The organism is Rhodoferax sp. GW822-FHT02A01 (assembly GCF_038784515.1).
Lineage (GTDB): Bacteria > Pseudomonadota > Gammaproteobacteria > Burkholderiales > Burkholderiaceae_C > Allorhodoferax.
Window position 1 is genome coordinate 3,247,994 of the sequence record NZ_CP152376.1, and the last position, 14,829, is coordinate 3,262,822.

General features: G+C 53.0%; 22 protein-coding genes. 19 read left to right on the plus strand and 3 right to left on the minus strand.

Annotated elements, in window-relative coordinates; translation table 11 throughout:
* Window positions 1-223: 223 nt before the first annotated feature.
* Window positions 224-556 (plus strand): hypothetical protein, encoded by a 333-nt coding sequence (locus AAGF34_RS15210; protein ID WP_342616564.1) that lies wholly within the window; start codon window positions 224-226, stop codon window positions 554-556.
* On the opposite strand, the gene AAGF34_RS15215 is transcribed toward AAGF34_RS15210, so the two are convergent.
* From AAGF34_RS15215 to AAGF34_RS15225, 3 genes are read right to left on the minus strand one after another with little or no spacing between them, the layout of a single operon-like run.
* Window positions 523-1,485 carry a hypothetical protein gene (locus tag AAGF34_RS15215; protein WP_342616565.1) on the minus strand — a complete coding sequence of 321 codons (963 nt, stop codon included), beginning with the start codon at window positions 1,483-1,485 and terminating at the stop codon, window positions 523-525. The two genes, AAGF34_RS15210 and AAGF34_RS15215, sit on opposite strands and share 34 nt — an antisense overlap.
* A 5-nt stretch (window positions 1,486-1,490) precedes the next feature.
* A complete protein-coding gene (locus tag AAGF34_RS15220; RefSeq protein ID WP_342616566.1) occupies window positions 1,491-2,120 on the minus strand; it encodes a hypothetical protein in 630 nt (209 codons plus the stop codon).
* Window positions 2,117-2,608 (minus strand): hypothetical protein, encoded by a 492-nt coding sequence (locus tag AAGF34_RS15225; RefSeq protein ID WP_342616567.1) that lies wholly within the window; start codon window positions 2,606-2,608, stop codon window positions 2,117-2,119. The genes AAGF34_RS15220 and AAGF34_RS15225 overlap by 4 nt, the downstream gene beginning before the upstream one ends.
* A gap of 793 nt (window positions 2,609-3,401) precedes the next feature.
* On the opposite strand from AAGF34_RS15225, the gene AAGF34_RS15230 reads away from it, so the two are divergent.
* The 18 genes from AAGF34_RS15230 (at window position 3,402) to AAGF34_RS15315 (ending at window position 14,804) form a co-directional block, all read left to right on the plus strand.
* A complete protein-coding gene (locus AAGF34_RS15230) occupies window positions 3,402-3,728 on the plus strand; it encodes a hypothetical protein (RefSeq protein ID WP_342616568.1) in 327 nt (108 codons plus the stop codon).
* Window positions 3,729-3,737: 9 nt separating this feature from the next.
* Complete coding sequence (locus AAGF34_RS15235; protein ID WP_342616569.1) at window positions 3,738-4,010, plus strand: hypothetical protein; 273 nt, start codon at window positions 3,738-3,740, stop codon at window positions 4,008-4,010.
* Window positions 4,003-4,278 carry a hypothetical protein gene (locus tag AAGF34_RS15240; RefSeq protein WP_342616570.1) on the plus strand — a complete coding sequence of 92 codons (276 nt, stop codon included), beginning with the start codon at window positions 4,003-4,005 and terminating at the stop codon, window positions 4,276-4,278. Before AAGF34_RS15235 ends, AAGF34_RS15240 begins: the two co-directional genes overlap by 8 nt.
* A 97-nt stretch (window positions 4,279-4,375) precedes the next feature.
* Window positions 4,376-4,972 (plus strand): hypothetical protein, encoded by a 597-nt coding sequence (locus AAGF34_RS15245; protein ID WP_342616571.1) that lies wholly within the window; start codon window positions 4,376-4,378, stop codon window positions 4,970-4,972.
* A gap of 157 nt (window positions 4,973-5,129) precedes the next feature.
* Window positions 5,130-5,273 (plus strand): AlpA family phage regulatory protein, encoded by a 144-nt coding sequence (locus AAGF34_RS15250; RefSeq protein ID WP_342621109.1) that lies wholly within the window; start codon window positions 5,130-5,132, stop codon window positions 5,271-5,273.
* The gene (locus tag AAGF34_RS15255) at window positions 5,274-5,576 is read left to right on the plus strand and encodes a hypothetical protein (RefSeq protein WP_342616572.1); all 303 of its coding nucleotides are present in this window, start codon (window positions 5,274-5,276) and stop codon (window positions 5,574-5,576) included.
* Window positions 5,573-5,791: a hypothetical protein gene (locus AAGF34_RS15260; protein ID WP_342616573.1), complete on the plus strand. Its 219-nt coding sequence runs from the start codon at window positions 5,573-5,575 to the stop codon at window positions 5,789-5,791. Before AAGF34_RS15255 ends, AAGF34_RS15260 begins: the two co-directional genes overlap by 4 nt.
* 22 nt (window positions 5,792-5,813) lie before the next feature.
* Entirely contained in the window at window positions 5,814-6,239 is a 426-nt protein-coding gene (locus AAGF34_RS15265) for a CHC2 zinc finger domain-containing protein (RefSeq protein WP_342616574.1), read from the plus strand.
* A complete protein-coding gene (locus tag AAGF34_RS15270) occupies window positions 6,236-7,792 on the plus strand; it encodes a YfjI family protein (RefSeq protein WP_342616575.1) in 1,557 nt (518 codons plus the stop codon). Before AAGF34_RS15265 ends, AAGF34_RS15270 begins: the two co-directional genes overlap by 4 nt.
* Window positions 7,789-8,142 (plus strand): hypothetical protein, encoded by a 354-nt coding sequence (locus AAGF34_RS15275; RefSeq protein WP_342616576.1) that lies wholly within the window; start codon window positions 7,789-7,791, stop codon window positions 8,140-8,142. The genes AAGF34_RS15270 and AAGF34_RS15275 overlap by 4 nt, the downstream gene beginning before the upstream one ends.
* 11 nt (window positions 8,143-8,153) lie before the next feature.
* On the plus strand, window positions 8,154-8,573 hold the full coding sequence (locus AAGF34_RS15280; RefSeq protein ID WP_342616577.1) for a DUF5681 domain-containing protein: 420 nt from the start codon (window positions 8,154-8,156) through the stop codon (window positions 8,571-8,573).
* Window positions 8,560-8,802 (plus strand): hypothetical protein, encoded by a 243-nt coding sequence (locus AAGF34_RS15285; protein WP_342616578.1) that lies wholly within the window; start codon window positions 8,560-8,562, stop codon window positions 8,800-8,802. Before AAGF34_RS15280 ends, AAGF34_RS15285 begins: the two co-directional genes overlap by 14 nt.
* 337 nt (window positions 8,803-9,139) lie before the next feature.
* A complete protein-coding gene (locus tag AAGF34_RS15290) occupies window positions 9,140-9,337 on the plus strand; it encodes a helix-turn-helix domain-containing protein (protein ID WP_342616579.1) in 198 nt (65 codons plus the stop codon).
* A 132-nt stretch (window positions 9,338-9,469) separates the two neighbouring features.
* Window positions 9,470-9,793, plus strand: coding sequence for a hypothetical protein (locus tag AAGF34_RS15295; RefSeq protein WP_342616580.1), 324 nt, complete (start codon window positions 9,470-9,472; stop codon window positions 9,791-9,793).
* The gene (locus AAGF34_RS15300) at window positions 9,777-10,172 is read left to right on the plus strand and encodes a hypothetical protein (RefSeq protein WP_342616581.1); all 396 of its coding nucleotides are present in this window, start codon (window positions 9,777-9,779) and stop codon (window positions 10,170-10,172) included. The genes AAGF34_RS15295 and AAGF34_RS15300 overlap by 17 nt, the downstream gene beginning before the upstream one ends.
* 16 nt (window positions 10,173-10,188) lie before the next feature.
* Complete coding sequence (locus tag AAGF34_RS15305; RefSeq protein WP_342616582.1) at window positions 10,189-11,217, plus strand: tail fiber domain-containing protein; 1,029 nt, start codon at window positions 10,189-10,191, stop codon at window positions 11,215-11,217.
* Window positions 11,217-13,049: a hypothetical protein gene (locus AAGF34_RS15310; protein WP_342616583.1), complete on the plus strand. Its 1,833-nt coding sequence runs from the start codon at window positions 11,217-11,219 to the stop codon at window positions 13,047-13,049. The genes AAGF34_RS15305 and AAGF34_RS15310 overlap by 1 nt, the downstream gene beginning before the upstream one ends.
* Window positions 13,050-13,169: 120 nt before the next feature.
* Entirely contained in the window at window positions 13,170-14,804 is a 1,635-nt protein-coding gene (locus AAGF34_RS15315) for a hypothetical protein (protein WP_342616584.1), read from the plus strand.
* Window positions 14,805-14,829: the final 25 nt, after the last annotated feature.

Sequence of the window (14,829 nt, forward strand, 5' to 3'; positions counted from 1 at the left end):
AAGTCGAACTTTGGCACACTAGGTTCCTTATGACGCAACTGCCCCGCATCCTCAGCCTTGAAGTGAGTATGGGTGGTGTGCGTATAAGAGAACCGAGAGAACATAGCGAGATTTAACACCAAAAACGATCAACATGTGCAGGTTCTCTGGTAAACAAGTCAGCATTTGGTGGGCTTTTTCACGAATTCTTGTGCATTTGTCTTGGTTGGCTGTATAAAATGACATGTTGTTATTTACAGTTGTCCCAGCCCACGTCAACGGTGTGCGTCGCTCCAAGGAAGAGATGGCCGCAGCACAGCAATACGCCGGAATTCTGCTGGTCGAGCCGATGGTCGTTGGAGACGCAAAGCGACATGTACTCGCGGCCAGGCTCATTGACCACACCGATCAACACCGCAGAGGCGTCCTCTATCCGCTTTTCGATGTGCGCCTAGTCAAGATGACGGAGGGCGGCTTGTTGCTGCAGGGTTACCAGATCGAGAGCATACGAGAGGGAGAGGAATTGGTTTGCTCTGAGTACGTTCAGGGGTGGTGGGCAAAGTTTGTGATGCCGTAATGGGCAGCAAGGAAATCAATGGTTCTTCTCAATGTGTAGGCGCCAACACCTCGTACGCGCTCATTCCTATCGGTAAAAAAGTGCTTTAGATCTTCAACGGTGTCAAGCCCGTGTCTTTTGTAGGCATCTGCTGACGAACCTATCCAAGGACGTAACTCGGTGATAGGTGCCCTATCCGAAGGAAGCGGCATATCTTCTTTCGTGCGCAATCCGTATCTCCACTGCTCTAGCATGGATGGATTCGCCTTAAGAGTTAATCCGAGGGCATCGAGAGTCTGTGTGATTTCCCTGAGGCCACTGGAGCCAAACATGCTGCTCAAGTCACTTACGCGCAGGTCTAGAAGCTGTCCAACTGTGTTTATGTTCGACCTGCTGAACCGAGAAAATGTTGAAGTTGTTAGTCCGAGCTGAGCAATTTCGGAAGTGGCGTTGATCGATTTCCCCCTTTCGGATAGCGGCACATTTCTGAGCAACCGCGCCCTATTATTGGCTGCACGACGCGGATTTGGGTGCTCCTTAAAATCCATTCCAATTGCATTGAGGCTTTCGCGAATCGAAAGCACTGTCTTATGTCCAATATCGGGGGTTGCCATCAGCTCATCCTGGCTTACTTCTGAACAGTCTTCAAGGCAGTAAATATTCAATTCGCGAAGACGAAAGACAGCGGCAGGCTTCACGCCTAAATCTCGAAGTGCGGTACTGCCAGTAACTACAACGGGACGTTCTGTTGATCTGTCCGTGCTTCTTCTTTGCCATGTGAAGCAACGCATGGCGGTCACTTGAGAAGCACCCAGGTGGCGAGCATCTGTCATTTCCAATTTGACTTTTTCAATGTGGGCTTGAAATGCCTTTAGGCAGGCTCCCAAGTCTTCACTGGGAACCGAAAGGAAGTCCTGGATAGTCGAGATTTCAACAATTCTGTATGCCATATCGCCTAGCCAACTTCCGGCAAGGTGCCGAACACTACTCTGTACGGAGTCTCTAGACTCAATACTTCACTAAGACCATGCAGACTGATAAAAGCAGGCCTGCGCAATCGCAAGTGTGACATTACTCTTTTCTCTCGAGAAATGCTTTCCCGGATCCGCTCAAGTGTCCACCTGTTGTCTTCTTCGCGTTTCTTTGCAACCGATGTGAGCGATACGCCCAAGTCTAAATCTCCCAGGATATCCTTGTCACCCAAATAAGATCCGAATACTACGATGCAACCAACATGGAACTGATAGGTGTCTGGATCGCTGTTAATTAAGTGAGCTTTCTGTAGGACTTCAATTAAAAATTGATCGGCTTGGTGACGAGAGATTCCGTTTGTAACCTTAGCTAACGCGAGCTGCGCCATCTTTTTGGTTGGCTGAAACATGCTCTTGTCAACGCCTATGGCAATCATGAACCCATCTTTCACCAACTGATCTATTACTGGCATGGCCTCGTGCGATGGGGCGCCTATTGCTTTGCAAAAATCTTCCAATGAGAAGTCTTCGCCCGTCTCATGGAGCTGAGAAGCACAATCTATGAGGATTCTCGGAGCGACACCATACAGGAGATCTTTTGGTGGTAAGTTCATTGATGTTCCTCTTTGGGGTGCAATCGAACCCATGAGCCATCAAGCGTTCTGCGGTAAATCTTTGCAAAATTTATGCATAGCCCCTCATGCCTTGAGCCAAGAGTTTGATTCTTGCGCAATGACCTGCCTGTGAGTTCCCAAGTCAATCTCGTTCCAATACCCCTATCGATAACGCTAAAACAAAGAACCTGCAATCTACGTTCTGTCCCGCCGTAACGCACGATATGGATCACCATGTAGCGCTCTAGTCCTACTTCTCTCTTCAACACCCGCTCGGAAATTAGCTCAAGTTCCGCGTCCAAATTGGAAATGCCAAGGTTGGCCCGTGCTATTCGCTTCTCATGGCCAGGACTCTTCAATTCGGTCAACACTTGCTTCTTGATCTCTAATGCCTTGACCCGCCTGCGGATGGCTCTGACCCGAGAGAGTTCCTCCTTTTCAAGCAGGTATTCTGGGGTTAGAAAATCAAAATCGAATTCAGGTTCCATAGGCGTCCTTCCCTGCTTTCCTGACTGTCGAAGTATCTCAGCAATCGGAATGCCGTCGCAACCCATCAGCCACAGTCGGCACTGACAAAGCAACCGAAAAGGTGCTTGCAATATTTTGAAAAACGAATACATTAACAAGAATGACAGACAAACCCAAGCAACATGGCGGACCAGGCAGAGGCCAAGGCCGCAAACCATTGAAGTCTGGTGAGGAAACAGTGCCAGTCACCATACGCATGGCAAACAGCCAAAAGGACAAGTTAAAGCGCTTGGGTGGTTCGCCTTGGGTGCGCAAGAAGATTGACGACGAGAAAGAGTGAGTAACCGGCAATCCCCGCACCGGTTCATGCGGGGGCGGCGGGCCTGGATGGCGCTACAACACCACACAGGCCCTGACCATAAATGAAAGTGAGTTCAAGAATGGCTAGTCGAAATGTAGCGCACTCAAATGCGACGCGATGCAAACCTGGAGATCGTGCACGAATTCATTCAAAAGGCGGGAGCCTGAACCAAGGGCGCATTGTTGTGATTGTGCGAAGGTTTATCCCCGGCGAGGACATCTCTGGGCATTCGGATTGGATTATGGGGAAAGGTCCCTCATGGGTAGTGGCCGCACTTGGACAACCTCTTCGTTGTTCAATGTGGCGTCAAGGTGTGAAGATCTGCGAATTTCCGCCTGTCATGTCCATGCCATACGAAGATGCATCCCTTATTCCATTGCGTGACGACGAGGGAGGCATTGAGCAACTCAAGGTAGTACGAAAACGCAATTCCGCTAAGAGGAGTGCAGCCCATGTCTAACGCTCAAACGCTCAACCGAGCAACGATCTTTTCAAGCGGCGTCATTGTCCGAGTCGCGCGCCCAGGGGAGACCGACGAACAGACGGAAAAATGGCAATCCAGGGTATTGAAGCGCATCGGACGCCGATCAATAGTGCTCCCCTCCCAAGATGCCTTTGATGCTTTTATGGCTAGAAGAAGGGATATGGAAGAGCAAGAGAAAGGGTACGAAGCCTATGAAAAGCTCGTAAATGGTGTCATGGCCAAATACTTTGCCGGTCGCTTGGCTGAGCGGTCACACGCACACACCGCATGTGCATGCAGTCTAGCGCGGCACTAGGAGTAAAAAATGACAACCGAATCATTCCAAAGGACGAAGAAAGACACTGTGGTTGCCTCGCGCAGAGGTGACGTCGTTCTTGTATCTGTCCGAGACAAGCGCATTGCTCCTCACTACCCTGAGACTTCAGGAGGCATAAGCGGGGACATCGATGGTCCGAACTATCTTGCAATCGGGAGCCGTGTTACCGACGAGCAATTGCACAACTTCGCGGCAAAAGAAAAGATAGACGATGTTGCGGTGTTGATTGCGTTTCGAGATGGCGAGGTGACCCATGCCTAGAGACAATTTGTGCGCTCAGGTTGGAATCGATGAAAGCGCGACCCGCCTAGAGCTATCACGAAAAGCGAACTTTGAAATTTTCAAGCTGGCAGAGGCCGCTGCAAATGTCTGCCAAGACGATGACCGCCCGATATTTCACGGCATCATGGCCCGCATCAAAACACTGTCAGAGGTCATTTACTATGCGCAGCGTTTGCATGGTAAAGACGAAGGCGATGAACCAGATCTGGACGCCCTGAAACGGGCATTCAGTGGCATGCTGAGTTAACGAGTTCGCTCCAGCTAGGACCGCGAACCGAAGAGCGGGAATCTTCAACCCGCCTGCTGGGGTTCTTTTTTGAAGTGACACCTTGAAGGGGTGATCAATGAAATCCGCATCGAGTGCGTCCATTGTCAGACGTAATATAGAGAAGGCAAAGGCGAACGATGCTGATGCGGCAAAAACCTTGATCAAAGAATTCTGCGCAACGGTTAATCAAAACCGTCAGCAAGAGCCGGATGGCACTTACAAGCTGAATTCCGACGGAACTCAAAAGGTAGATTTCCACGGAAATCCCATTCCCAATCTGAGATTCAAACGAAATCCAGATGGGACTCGCGTTCCACATAACAAACCCTCTGGGTTACACACTCAGTTTGATGAAGAATTGCTCGACTATTTGGTCGAATGCTTTGAAAGAATTGGGGAATATGTAGGCGATTCCGGAAGTCAAAAGCGCGTAACTGCAGACGTTGCTCTAAACCTTTCAAGTTTTGGCAAGAGAGGTCCCAAGTCAAGTTTAAAAACACGTGAGGACAGTCTGTTGAGAGGAATGCGCGTGTGGGAGCGGCACCGAAATTCGGAGCAGTCCATAGAAGATATTTGCGCCGAACTTGCAGACATTGAAAACCAGTCGCAGCACACTTTGGAAAGTGACTACAAGCTGTTCAACGCGCTGCTTGGCAACATAAGCGGTAGTTAATTCTGAATTGCATATCGTGAGGTTTAAGGGCTAACGATAGAACATTGATGCACCTAACTTCATAAAGGTGCAGTAAGTGTCTACAAATACCGTTACGTCCTTTGACGACTTGCCCGATGCGGGCTACATACGTCAGGCCCAGCTAATCCCGCACGTTGTGCCATGGTCATCGGCAACTCTTTGGAGAAAGTGCAAGGCGGGTGACTTCCCGCAACCATGCAAACTGTCCGAGCGCACCACTGCGTGGAAAGTCGGAACCGTAAGGGCATGGCTCAAATCTCAACAGACTAAGGGGGCCTGAATGTGCCCCAGTGCCAACGGCCCAAATGAGAAAGCCGTCAACGCCCTGGCAGGCAATTCGACGGCTTCTCAAGATACACAGCAGCGCGATTCTAGCGGCAACCAATGCCCGTCACAAATGGTTCCGGAGATTCCGAACCTGTTCAACCGGCTCGCACGCCAATACATGGCCATGGGGCTGGGGCTGTACCCGCTGAGTGGAGACACATTGCTTGTCTCTTCTCCGGTGCTCGGCATGTCACGCACATTGCCTGATCTTCGCGCCGCGCAAATCTACCTCCGTCAGATTGGAGGAATGCAATGAGTCCGGAAGAAGACAAAGCATTTGCCACGCTTCAGGCTGAGTTCGCATTGCGTGGGCACGTACTCAATCGCACCCCGGTCCCGAACGGCACACACAGCTATTTCGCGACACGTTGGGGAATGGCTCGCCATCTTGCTGACTTGGGAGCCGTAGGCGCATTCCTAAAGCAAATCGGAGGAGGCGAAAAGGTGGAGGTGCAGAGCGATGGCATTTGAACGTGAACGCCTCCCAGACCCCGTGAGCTACTTTGAATCCCAAGGCGTGCCGATGCCAAAAGGCAAGGTATGGGTATCAACGATCTGCCAGTTTCATGGCGGACGCCAAACCATGCGGATCCACAAGGTAAGTGGTAGCTGGAAATGCATGAGTTGCATGGAAGGTGGAGGCGATGTGCTCGCATATCACATGAAGCGCAATGGCCTGGAATTCATCGAAGCAGCCAAGGCCCTGGGCGCGTGGGTGGAGGATGGCAAGCCGGCCATTCAACGCAAGCCCACGTCCTTACCGCCAATTAAGGCGCTGCAGGTGCTCGCAGTCGAGTCCAACCTGATCGCAATTGCCGGACACAACGTGCACAACGGCGTCGTCTTGACTGAGTCTGACCTGCGCCGGGTGCGCGTTGCAGCTCGTCGCATTGACCAGATTCAAAAGGAATTCCAGTGACCTTTGAAAACTATGACAAATTGGTTGGAGCTTTGGACGATGAGCTTGCAATCGAACCGGTGTGGTCTGAGCCGGAAGAAATCAAATCTGACCTTCCTCTAGCGCCACCGTTTGAAGCAGATGCATTGTTGCCGCCCATCCTGAAGGACTTCGTCTTGGATGAAGCAGATCGGATGCCGTGCCCCCCAGACTCCATCGCATCTGCCCTTTTGGTGGTTTTGGGTGCTGTTGTTGGGGCCAAATGTGGAATCAAGCCCAAGCGCCGTGATGACTGGATTGTTACCCCGAACCTATTCGGGGGAGTTGTCGGTTACCCATCGTCCAAGAAGACACCAGCCATGAATGTGGCAATGCGTTTCCTTGATCGTCTGGAATCCAAAGAGGCCGAACTGCTGGGAGAGCGGGAAAAGGTATACGAGGCGGAAAGTGCTGCCTACGACGCCCAGCAGGCCGCGATAAAGAGCAGCATGAAGCAGGCTGCAAGCGGGGCCAAGACAGACGGTTTGAAGATGTCTGCCGCAGTTGCTGATATGCAGGCTTTGATGCCGCCCGAAAAGCCTCACCCGCGCCGGTTCAAAAGCAACGACGCCACAGTTGAGAAGCTTGCCGACATTCTTTCTCACAACGAGTTTGGCATCTTGGTACTGCGTGACGAACTGATTGGATTGCTGTCAAGCTGGGAACGGGAAGGGCGAGAGGGTGACAAGGCCTTTTATCTTGAAGGCTGGAACGGCACAGGCAGCTTTGACGTGGACCGCATTGGTCGCGGTAGTCAGCATGTAAAAAATCTTTGCCTGAGCGTGTTTGGCGGCATTCAGCCTGATCTGCTGGAGCGATACCTTACCCAGATCACCAACAGCCTTGATAACGATGGACGTATCCAGCGGTTCCAGGTTCTCGTGTTCCCGGAGGCCGTTGAGTGGGAGTGGCGCGACCGTTACCCCGTTCAGGGTGCTCGTGAGGCCGTTAGAGATGTGATTGACCGTCTCGCAGCGTTTGATCCTGTGCAGGATGGAGCCAGACCACAGGACGACTTCGCCAAGATTCCATTCTTCCATTTTGATGACGAGGCACAAGCTCTCTTTATCGAATGGTCAACCGAGTTGAATCGAGAGTTGATCGCCAAGGAGCAGAACCCGCTGATGCAACAGCACTTCGGCAAGTTCGAGAAGCTGTTCTGCGCGATTGCCTTGATTCTGCATCTGGCAGAGGGCAATGTCGGTCCGGTGCAGTTCGAAAGTGCCGTGCGTGCTGCTGCTTGGTGTGAGTATTTGGCTGGGCATGCTCGTCGCATCTATGGCCTGGTGGAAGTCGGCAAGGTCAGTGCAGCCAAGATGGTTTCCCGTCGCATTGCCTCCGGAAAGCTCCACGACCACTTCTCGGCACGGGAACTCTACAAAAAGGGATGGGCTGGCATCACATCACACGCCGATGCTGAAAACGCCTTGCGCATCCTTGAAGACGCTGGATGGGTTGTTTCATACGACGCCATCACTGACGGCAGACCGACTATTCGCTACCAAATCAACCCACTTGCCAGGAGCGCCAAATGAACAAGTGGGCAGAGCGAGCAGCCGTTCATTTTTCACGAAAGCCCCAAGTACCTACCCCCAAAACCCCCAAAAGCCCCCTTATGGGTGTTATGGGGGCTGGTGTGACAAGCCTTTGCGTGGATAGAGGCGACCTTATGGGGGTTTTGGGTGTTCCTACTGTGGACATTTTCAAAACAGAAGACGCAATGCGGCTAGTGGCTGCAGCGATGCTGGCATGCGATCACTTCAAGGACTCGCAAGCCGCCCGAGAAGCGATGCGCGATGAAGTGTTGGCCACACCTGCAGAGCATTGGCCCGACCTCATAAAGCATTTTCACGAAACCTACCCGCCTGTTTTGGCAGGCCGCTAGCAGGAGTACGTATGGAAAAAAAGGCAGATACCAAGTTCAAGCCAGGGCAGTCTGGTAACCCTAGAGGCCGTAAGCCCGGGAAGCTGAAATCAACGATCTTGCGTGAGCAGATTGCAGAGCATATACCGCAAATCATCACGGTGATGACAGAGCGCGCATTGGGTGGGGATGTGGCCGCTTCCCGTCTGCTGTTGGAGCGCTGTGCGCCAGCCCTCAAAGCCATTGATCCAATCGAGCCTTTCGAAATACCAGATGGCAACCTTGTGGAGCGTGCTGAGGCAATCGTGAAGGCCACGGCGGCAGGGTTAATCATTCCTCAGCAAGCGTCCCAACTGCTAATGGGGTTGAACACCGTCGCAGGCCTCACTCAGTCGGAAGAAATTGAAAAGCGCTTAGCTGCGTTGGAGGAGCGTCTCAATGCTGCCAAATAAAGGGTCTATCGAGCGACGTATCGCAGCTCTGGAAAATGCTGCTAGTCCGCAAAAAGTAAGCATCCTGATTTGCGGCATGCAAGTGGATAAAAACGGATACACACGTATTAGCAAGGGCGACGAAAGTGTTGCTCGAAATCCTGGAGAGAGTTTTGAAGATTTCCAGAATCGAGCCATTTCTGAACTGAGTGCAACTGGGGCTGGCCTGTGCTTTGCCTGGGCGGAATGAAAGGCAATCATGAGAACACCTGAAAAGACACGCTTTGATTACTACCCCAGCAAGGCTGTGCAAGAAATCATTAATCGCGCTCAGCAAGATGACCCTGATCTAAATCTGCAGGCATTGATCGATCGCTACATACTTTGGGGCGATTGGGCGAAGAACCTCACAGACCTGCAGCCTCCTCGATTCATAGGAAGGAACCGTCATTCATGGAAATGTAGTTCCGGAAAAAGTTCCGCAAAGTACTGATAAATAACATCAGTGTTCCGGACTTTATTGGGAACTATTGAAGCCGTCGATATCGTTCGAACATGTCCTATTCGATTAGAAAGGTTTGGAGAACATGAAGACATCAAACAGCGACCACTCGCTCTTGACCCCTTCAGAATGCGCGCACCAGATCCGTGTGGAGGAATCCACGCTTTCATTCTGGCGCAGCAAGAAAAGTGTTCATCTTCCTTATGTCCGCATAGGTGGTCGCATACGTTACCGCCAGCGTGATGTCGAACAGTTCATTGAACGTAACTTGATGGATGCATGACATGCGACCAATAGTTACACAGAAGGTATTCCGGCTCATTGCACCGTGGCTCAACGTCAAGAACATGATGTTGCGCAACTCTGGTGAGCCTGCGAAATCTTCTAAAAGTTGAAAGAGACCATGAAACCAAACATGAATGACTTATTGCGCACGGATGATCCATTCATCCTGACGCCTTGGACTTCCGGATTTGGTGAGGACCCGTGCGTGCAGTTTCAGTTGACGCCAGAACAGGCTGCAACTCGTGATGCTCTGTACAGGCAAATGGTCGCCTCGATATTGCTTGATCACGATCCAGCGATGGTTAGTTCGTTGTTTGAGGCGGGTGCGAAGGTGTTTGCAATGCCTGGCTTCTTCTTCATCGGAAATCCGTCCATGGAGTTCTCTGCTGATCTGGCGGTCGCCAAGAAGCTGGTAATGCTTCCGTGGGCCGAATCGCATGAAACAGCACATTGAGGACGCGATGGAACACCTAGCCTGTCAACAAGGATTTACCGCACGAATGGTTCCGAGCTTCGTGCCACTTCCGAACGATCCGTTCATTCGAACCATGTGGACTGCAAGTGGTGATTTTGATCCGAGCGAGGAATTCGACATAACTCCCGAGCAAGCAAAGGGCATGGACACCCTTTTTCGAGCGATGGTTCTGGACATCCTGAACCTGAATTTTCCCGGAGCGGTTTCTGAAATGGTGGATAGCGGCGTGAAGGTCTACACCGCACCCCGTACGTTCAACATCATCTTGCCGAACTCACTGCACGTCATTTCCTATCCGGAAGTTGCAGAAAAAATTGTCTTCATTCCGTGGGCTCAGCCTCACGAAGCCAAGAACTGAAATAGGAGAAAACATAATGGGCAAATCTTCTGGTGGCAGCGCTCCGAGTGCGCCTGATCCATGGACGACCTCAGCGGCACAGCAGCAACTGAATAACAACACGGCTTCATTCAATGCGCGGCTGAATAATGTCAACCAAAGCGGCCCACTTGGATCGACTTCGTACACGGTAACAGGCACAGACCCAACGACTGGCGCGCCGATCTACAGCCAGCAGACCTCTCTTAACGGGAGTTCGCAACAAGCGCTTAACAATCAGCAGGGTAATCAGTCTTATGCAACTGGATTGGCGGGCCAAGCGCTTGGAAATTCTGGCTCCTTGCTAACCAATCCCATCAATCCCCAGGGTATCAACCAGCAAGCCACGAAAGCGGCATACGATTCTGCCTATGGATTGATTGCTCCGCAGCAGCAGCAACAGTCTGAGGCGCTAAAGTCAGAAATGGCAGCGCAAGGGATTACTGATCCGGGTTCTCAGGCTTACCAGACCGCGTCGGACAACCTGGCACGCCAGCAGGCCTACCAGAATGACAACTTGGCGCAGCAGTCTGTACTTACGGGTATTCAAGCCGGGAATACGGCGTTCAATCAGAACTTGGGCGCACAGCAGCAGGCGCTGTCTAATTTCAATGGGCTGAATAACCAGTCCATTGCGATGCCTTCCTCTTCAAACCCAGCGACGGTTGGATCTAGCCCCGCAAATATCGCGGGAGCCTATCAGAATCAGTACAACGCGCAATTGGCCGGGTACAACGCCAACCAGGCATCTAACAATAATTTCACCAACGGTTTGTTTAGCCTTGGGTCTTCTTACATTCTTGGCAACGCAATGGCGGCAGCGGCGGCGTCAGACATTCGTCTGAAAACAGACATCAAGCGCGTTGGTAGTACCGATGGTGGACTGCCTGTCTATACCTATCGCTACAAAGGTCATCCGACAGTGTATATGGGCGTCATGGCGCAAGAAGTCGAAAAGGTTGATCCGAGTGCGGTCCATTTCATGCCCAATGGTTTCAAGGCAGTTGACTATTCGAAGGTGGCGTAATGGCAGACACATCAGTATCACCGGCCCTGATCGCCGCTCTGTCGGGATCAAATCCGCAAGGCTATTCCGACTTGCTCGTTAAGCAGCAGCAGCTCGCCCGCAATCGAGCAATGGCGCAGGCGTTGATGCAGCAAACCATGTCTCCAGATATGGGCACGCAAGAGGTTTCTGGGCGCGTGGTTCCGTACACCATGGGTCAGGGACTCACGCGCTTGGCGCAGGCCTATCTAACTGGTCAGATGAATCAGAAGAACGACCAACAGGCCGCAGACATTGGCGTCCAGCAAGGGCAGATGTATTCCAACGCGATGGCCAACGCTCTGGCGAAGTTGCAAGGTGCTGTTGGAGGTCAATCGCCTACCCCCACGCCGCCAACGCAGGCGAATGACGGATTGCCCAATTCGACGCCCTCAAATGCGCCCGCTCCAGTGCAGGTTACCAATTCGTCCAGTGCACCTCCAGCATCTTCTGGTGGAAGCCCGCTCGTGGCCGGAGCAAATACGACCGGTCTGCCAAGCCGGATGCTTTCTGTTGCCGCTGACCCTACGGTTAATGCCATGTTTCCCCAGATTGCGGCCAAGTTTGGCGAGGGTGCAGTTACTGCGAGTCTGCCCACCACCGAGCAGAAAAATGCAAATGATCCTTTGATTGGCGCATCGACGGTAAGCAATTTGCAGACGCAGAACATGACGCCATTGCAGAAGCTTCAATTGGCTCGCGGTCTTGCTATTGATGGAAGTCCGCAGGCGGCACAGTTGGACGCTGCAATCCAAAAGGAGAACTATGTCGCACCGGTTAGCGTGGGGCAGGGTGATTTGTCGATCAACCCACTCACGAGGTCGCCCATTGCGTACAACCCGAAGACCGCGCCCGGAATCGCGCCCACGTTCATCACCAGTGGCGGTGTTACTTCGCCTACTGGAGCCCAAGCATTAGGCGGGTACTCCAGTGCCAACGCTGGCATTGAGGGTGCAGAACAACGCGCCAAACAAGCGAACACGATATTTACCGTTCCGACAGCCACTGGGCAGAATACCAACTGGGGCGGCAATCTTGCTGGCGGCGGTGCCTCCGGTCCAATGCCTCCCCAAGCTACATCTGCGCCAACTGGAATGCCTTCACCGGCTCCTGCATCTGCTCAAGGACCCATTCAGTCGCGCGTGCAATCAGGCACTACCGGGCCTTCTGTCACGGACAACCAGATCAACGAGGCGGCAGGTAAGTCGTTTGCCGCTCTTCCGCAAAACGTGGTGCAGGCCAAACAGGCTAGTGCCGGTCTTGAATCGGCCCTGTCCGCATTGGACAACACATCGACTGGTCCTGGAACCAGCAAGGCATTCAGTCTTGCCGCCACTTTGCAGAATATGGGCTTGCCTGTTGCGAAGACGCCAACAGAGAACTATCAGACGCTCACCAAGTTCTTGAACAACGCGCTTTCACTTTCCGCAGGCGTGAACGGCAATACTGGATCAGATTCCCGTTTTGATCAGTTCATGCATGGTCAACCCAGTGCGGACTTGATGAACAAGGGGCCATTGCGGGGCGCTATCAATTACGTGCTTTCGCAGATTGATGCGGTTCCGGCTGGCGCACAGGTGATGCAGAACGCATATCAGGCCGCTAAGGCTGCTGGCGATCCGAACCCTGCCTTCACTGCACAGAAGGCCTGGTCTGATGCGTATGACCCTCGGGTGTTTCAGTTCAACCGCATGTCGCCGGACGAGAAGGCAGCGTTCAAGTCTCAGATGATGAGGTCAGACCCGTCTGGCGCGGCTGCAAAAGCCTTTGGACAGAAATACAACCAATTCCACGCAAACAACTGGGTGCAATAAATGGCTTCTTCATGGGATCAAACGCCTGCGTCTTCGGCAGCTCCTACGGGTGGGGCCGGATCGTCTTGGGACAGCACACCAGCCGTTTCCAGCGCCGTACCATTTGAAGACCCGGGCGCATTGCAATCGATTTTGATTGGGGCTGGTCGAACTTTTGACCGGATTGGTAAGGGCGCAAAGCAGATCTACTACGGTGTAACCGGAGACACCAAAGCTCAGAATCAGTTGGCGCAGGCTGCGGCGGATGATGATCGTGCCTATGCACCTTTGCAACAGGCGCGCCCATTTTCTACCGGTGTCGGGGAAGCATTGCCGTCTATGGTCGTCCCCGCTGGTGGGGGTGCGACCCTCGGCGCAAACATGGTCAGGCAAGCAACTGCGGCGGCACTTCCTTCGCTTCTCTCGTACGGGTCAGCCAAAGATCGCTTGGAGGGCGCGGCATGGAATGGCGCAGCAGGCGCGACAATGCCAGCCTTGGGAGTTGCCGCAAAGACCGCCTATGCAGCCGCAGAGCCTTTCTGGCAGGCTGGGCAGAATGCCATCATTGGCAGAACGCTAAACCGGGTTGCCGGTAGCGATGTGCAAAGCGTTATCCAACGGCTCAAGGGTGCTGCGCCGCTGGTGCCTGGCTCACTCCCGACAGCCGCTCAAGTGGCAGAGAACGGCGGAATCGCCTCACTTGAGCGCTCAGCAGCCGCAGTGAATCCTCAAGCCTACACGAATCGGAAATTGGCACAGGCCCTTGCCAGAAAAGACGCTGTGGACAGTGTTGCCGGTACGCAGACCGCGCTCGATGACGCCATCAACATGCGTAAGACGGTGGCAGACAGTACGTATGGTTATGCAAACCAAGTCGGGCCAGATCCCCGGGTTTTTACTCCGGAGGCTCAAGCGAATATTGCTGCCATGCAAGCCCGAGTGCCCGCCAAAGCGTTGCAGGACGCCCGGGACATTGCCAACATTTACGGCGCGCCAATGGACAACGGCACGGTTGTAAATGGTCTTCATTGGACTAAAACTGCCCTCAGTGGAATGGCCGATGCCGAACAGAACCCAGCCAAGGCCGGGGCACTGAAGTACCTGACCGGCCAATTCAATGATGGCCTGGAACAGATTAGCCCCCTGTATGGCGCTGCAAACAGCCTGTACCAGGACATGAGTGTGCCGATCAACCAGATGCAGGTAGGGCAGGCACTGCGAGACAAGGTGCTGCCTGCGCTTACTGATCATGGAATGCTTGGACAGGAGCGAGCAAACGCTTTTGCGCAGGCCTTGGCTGATGATGGTTTGCCTGCTCGCGCCACTGGGTTTCCTGGTGCCACGTGGGGTAACACCATGACGCCTGCCCAAATGGACACGCTCAATGGTGTCGCAGGTGATTTGGCCCGGGTGAAGAACGCTGAGAACTTGGGCAGAGGTGTTGGCTCTGACACCGTGCAGAAGTTGGCCATGCAAAACATTGCATCTCAGTCCGGCATACCGAGTGCCATGGGGTTGGTTACCAACATTGGCGGCAAACCTCTTAGCTGGATTTATGACGGTGCCAATGACACCATGCAAAGCAAATTGGCTGATGCTTTGCTGAATCCGCAGTCGGCTGCGAGTTACATGTCCAATGCCGTGCCTTCTTTTATGACGAACAGCCCTGCAGCAAAGAATCTATTGATCCAGTCGCTTCTGCGCTCCAGCATGCTCATCCCGTCGGCTGGCGCGACGGCGGACCAGGTACTCACGCCAGCTTTGACGGCTGAATAAATCCAGCCCAGCGATATTCACCCCC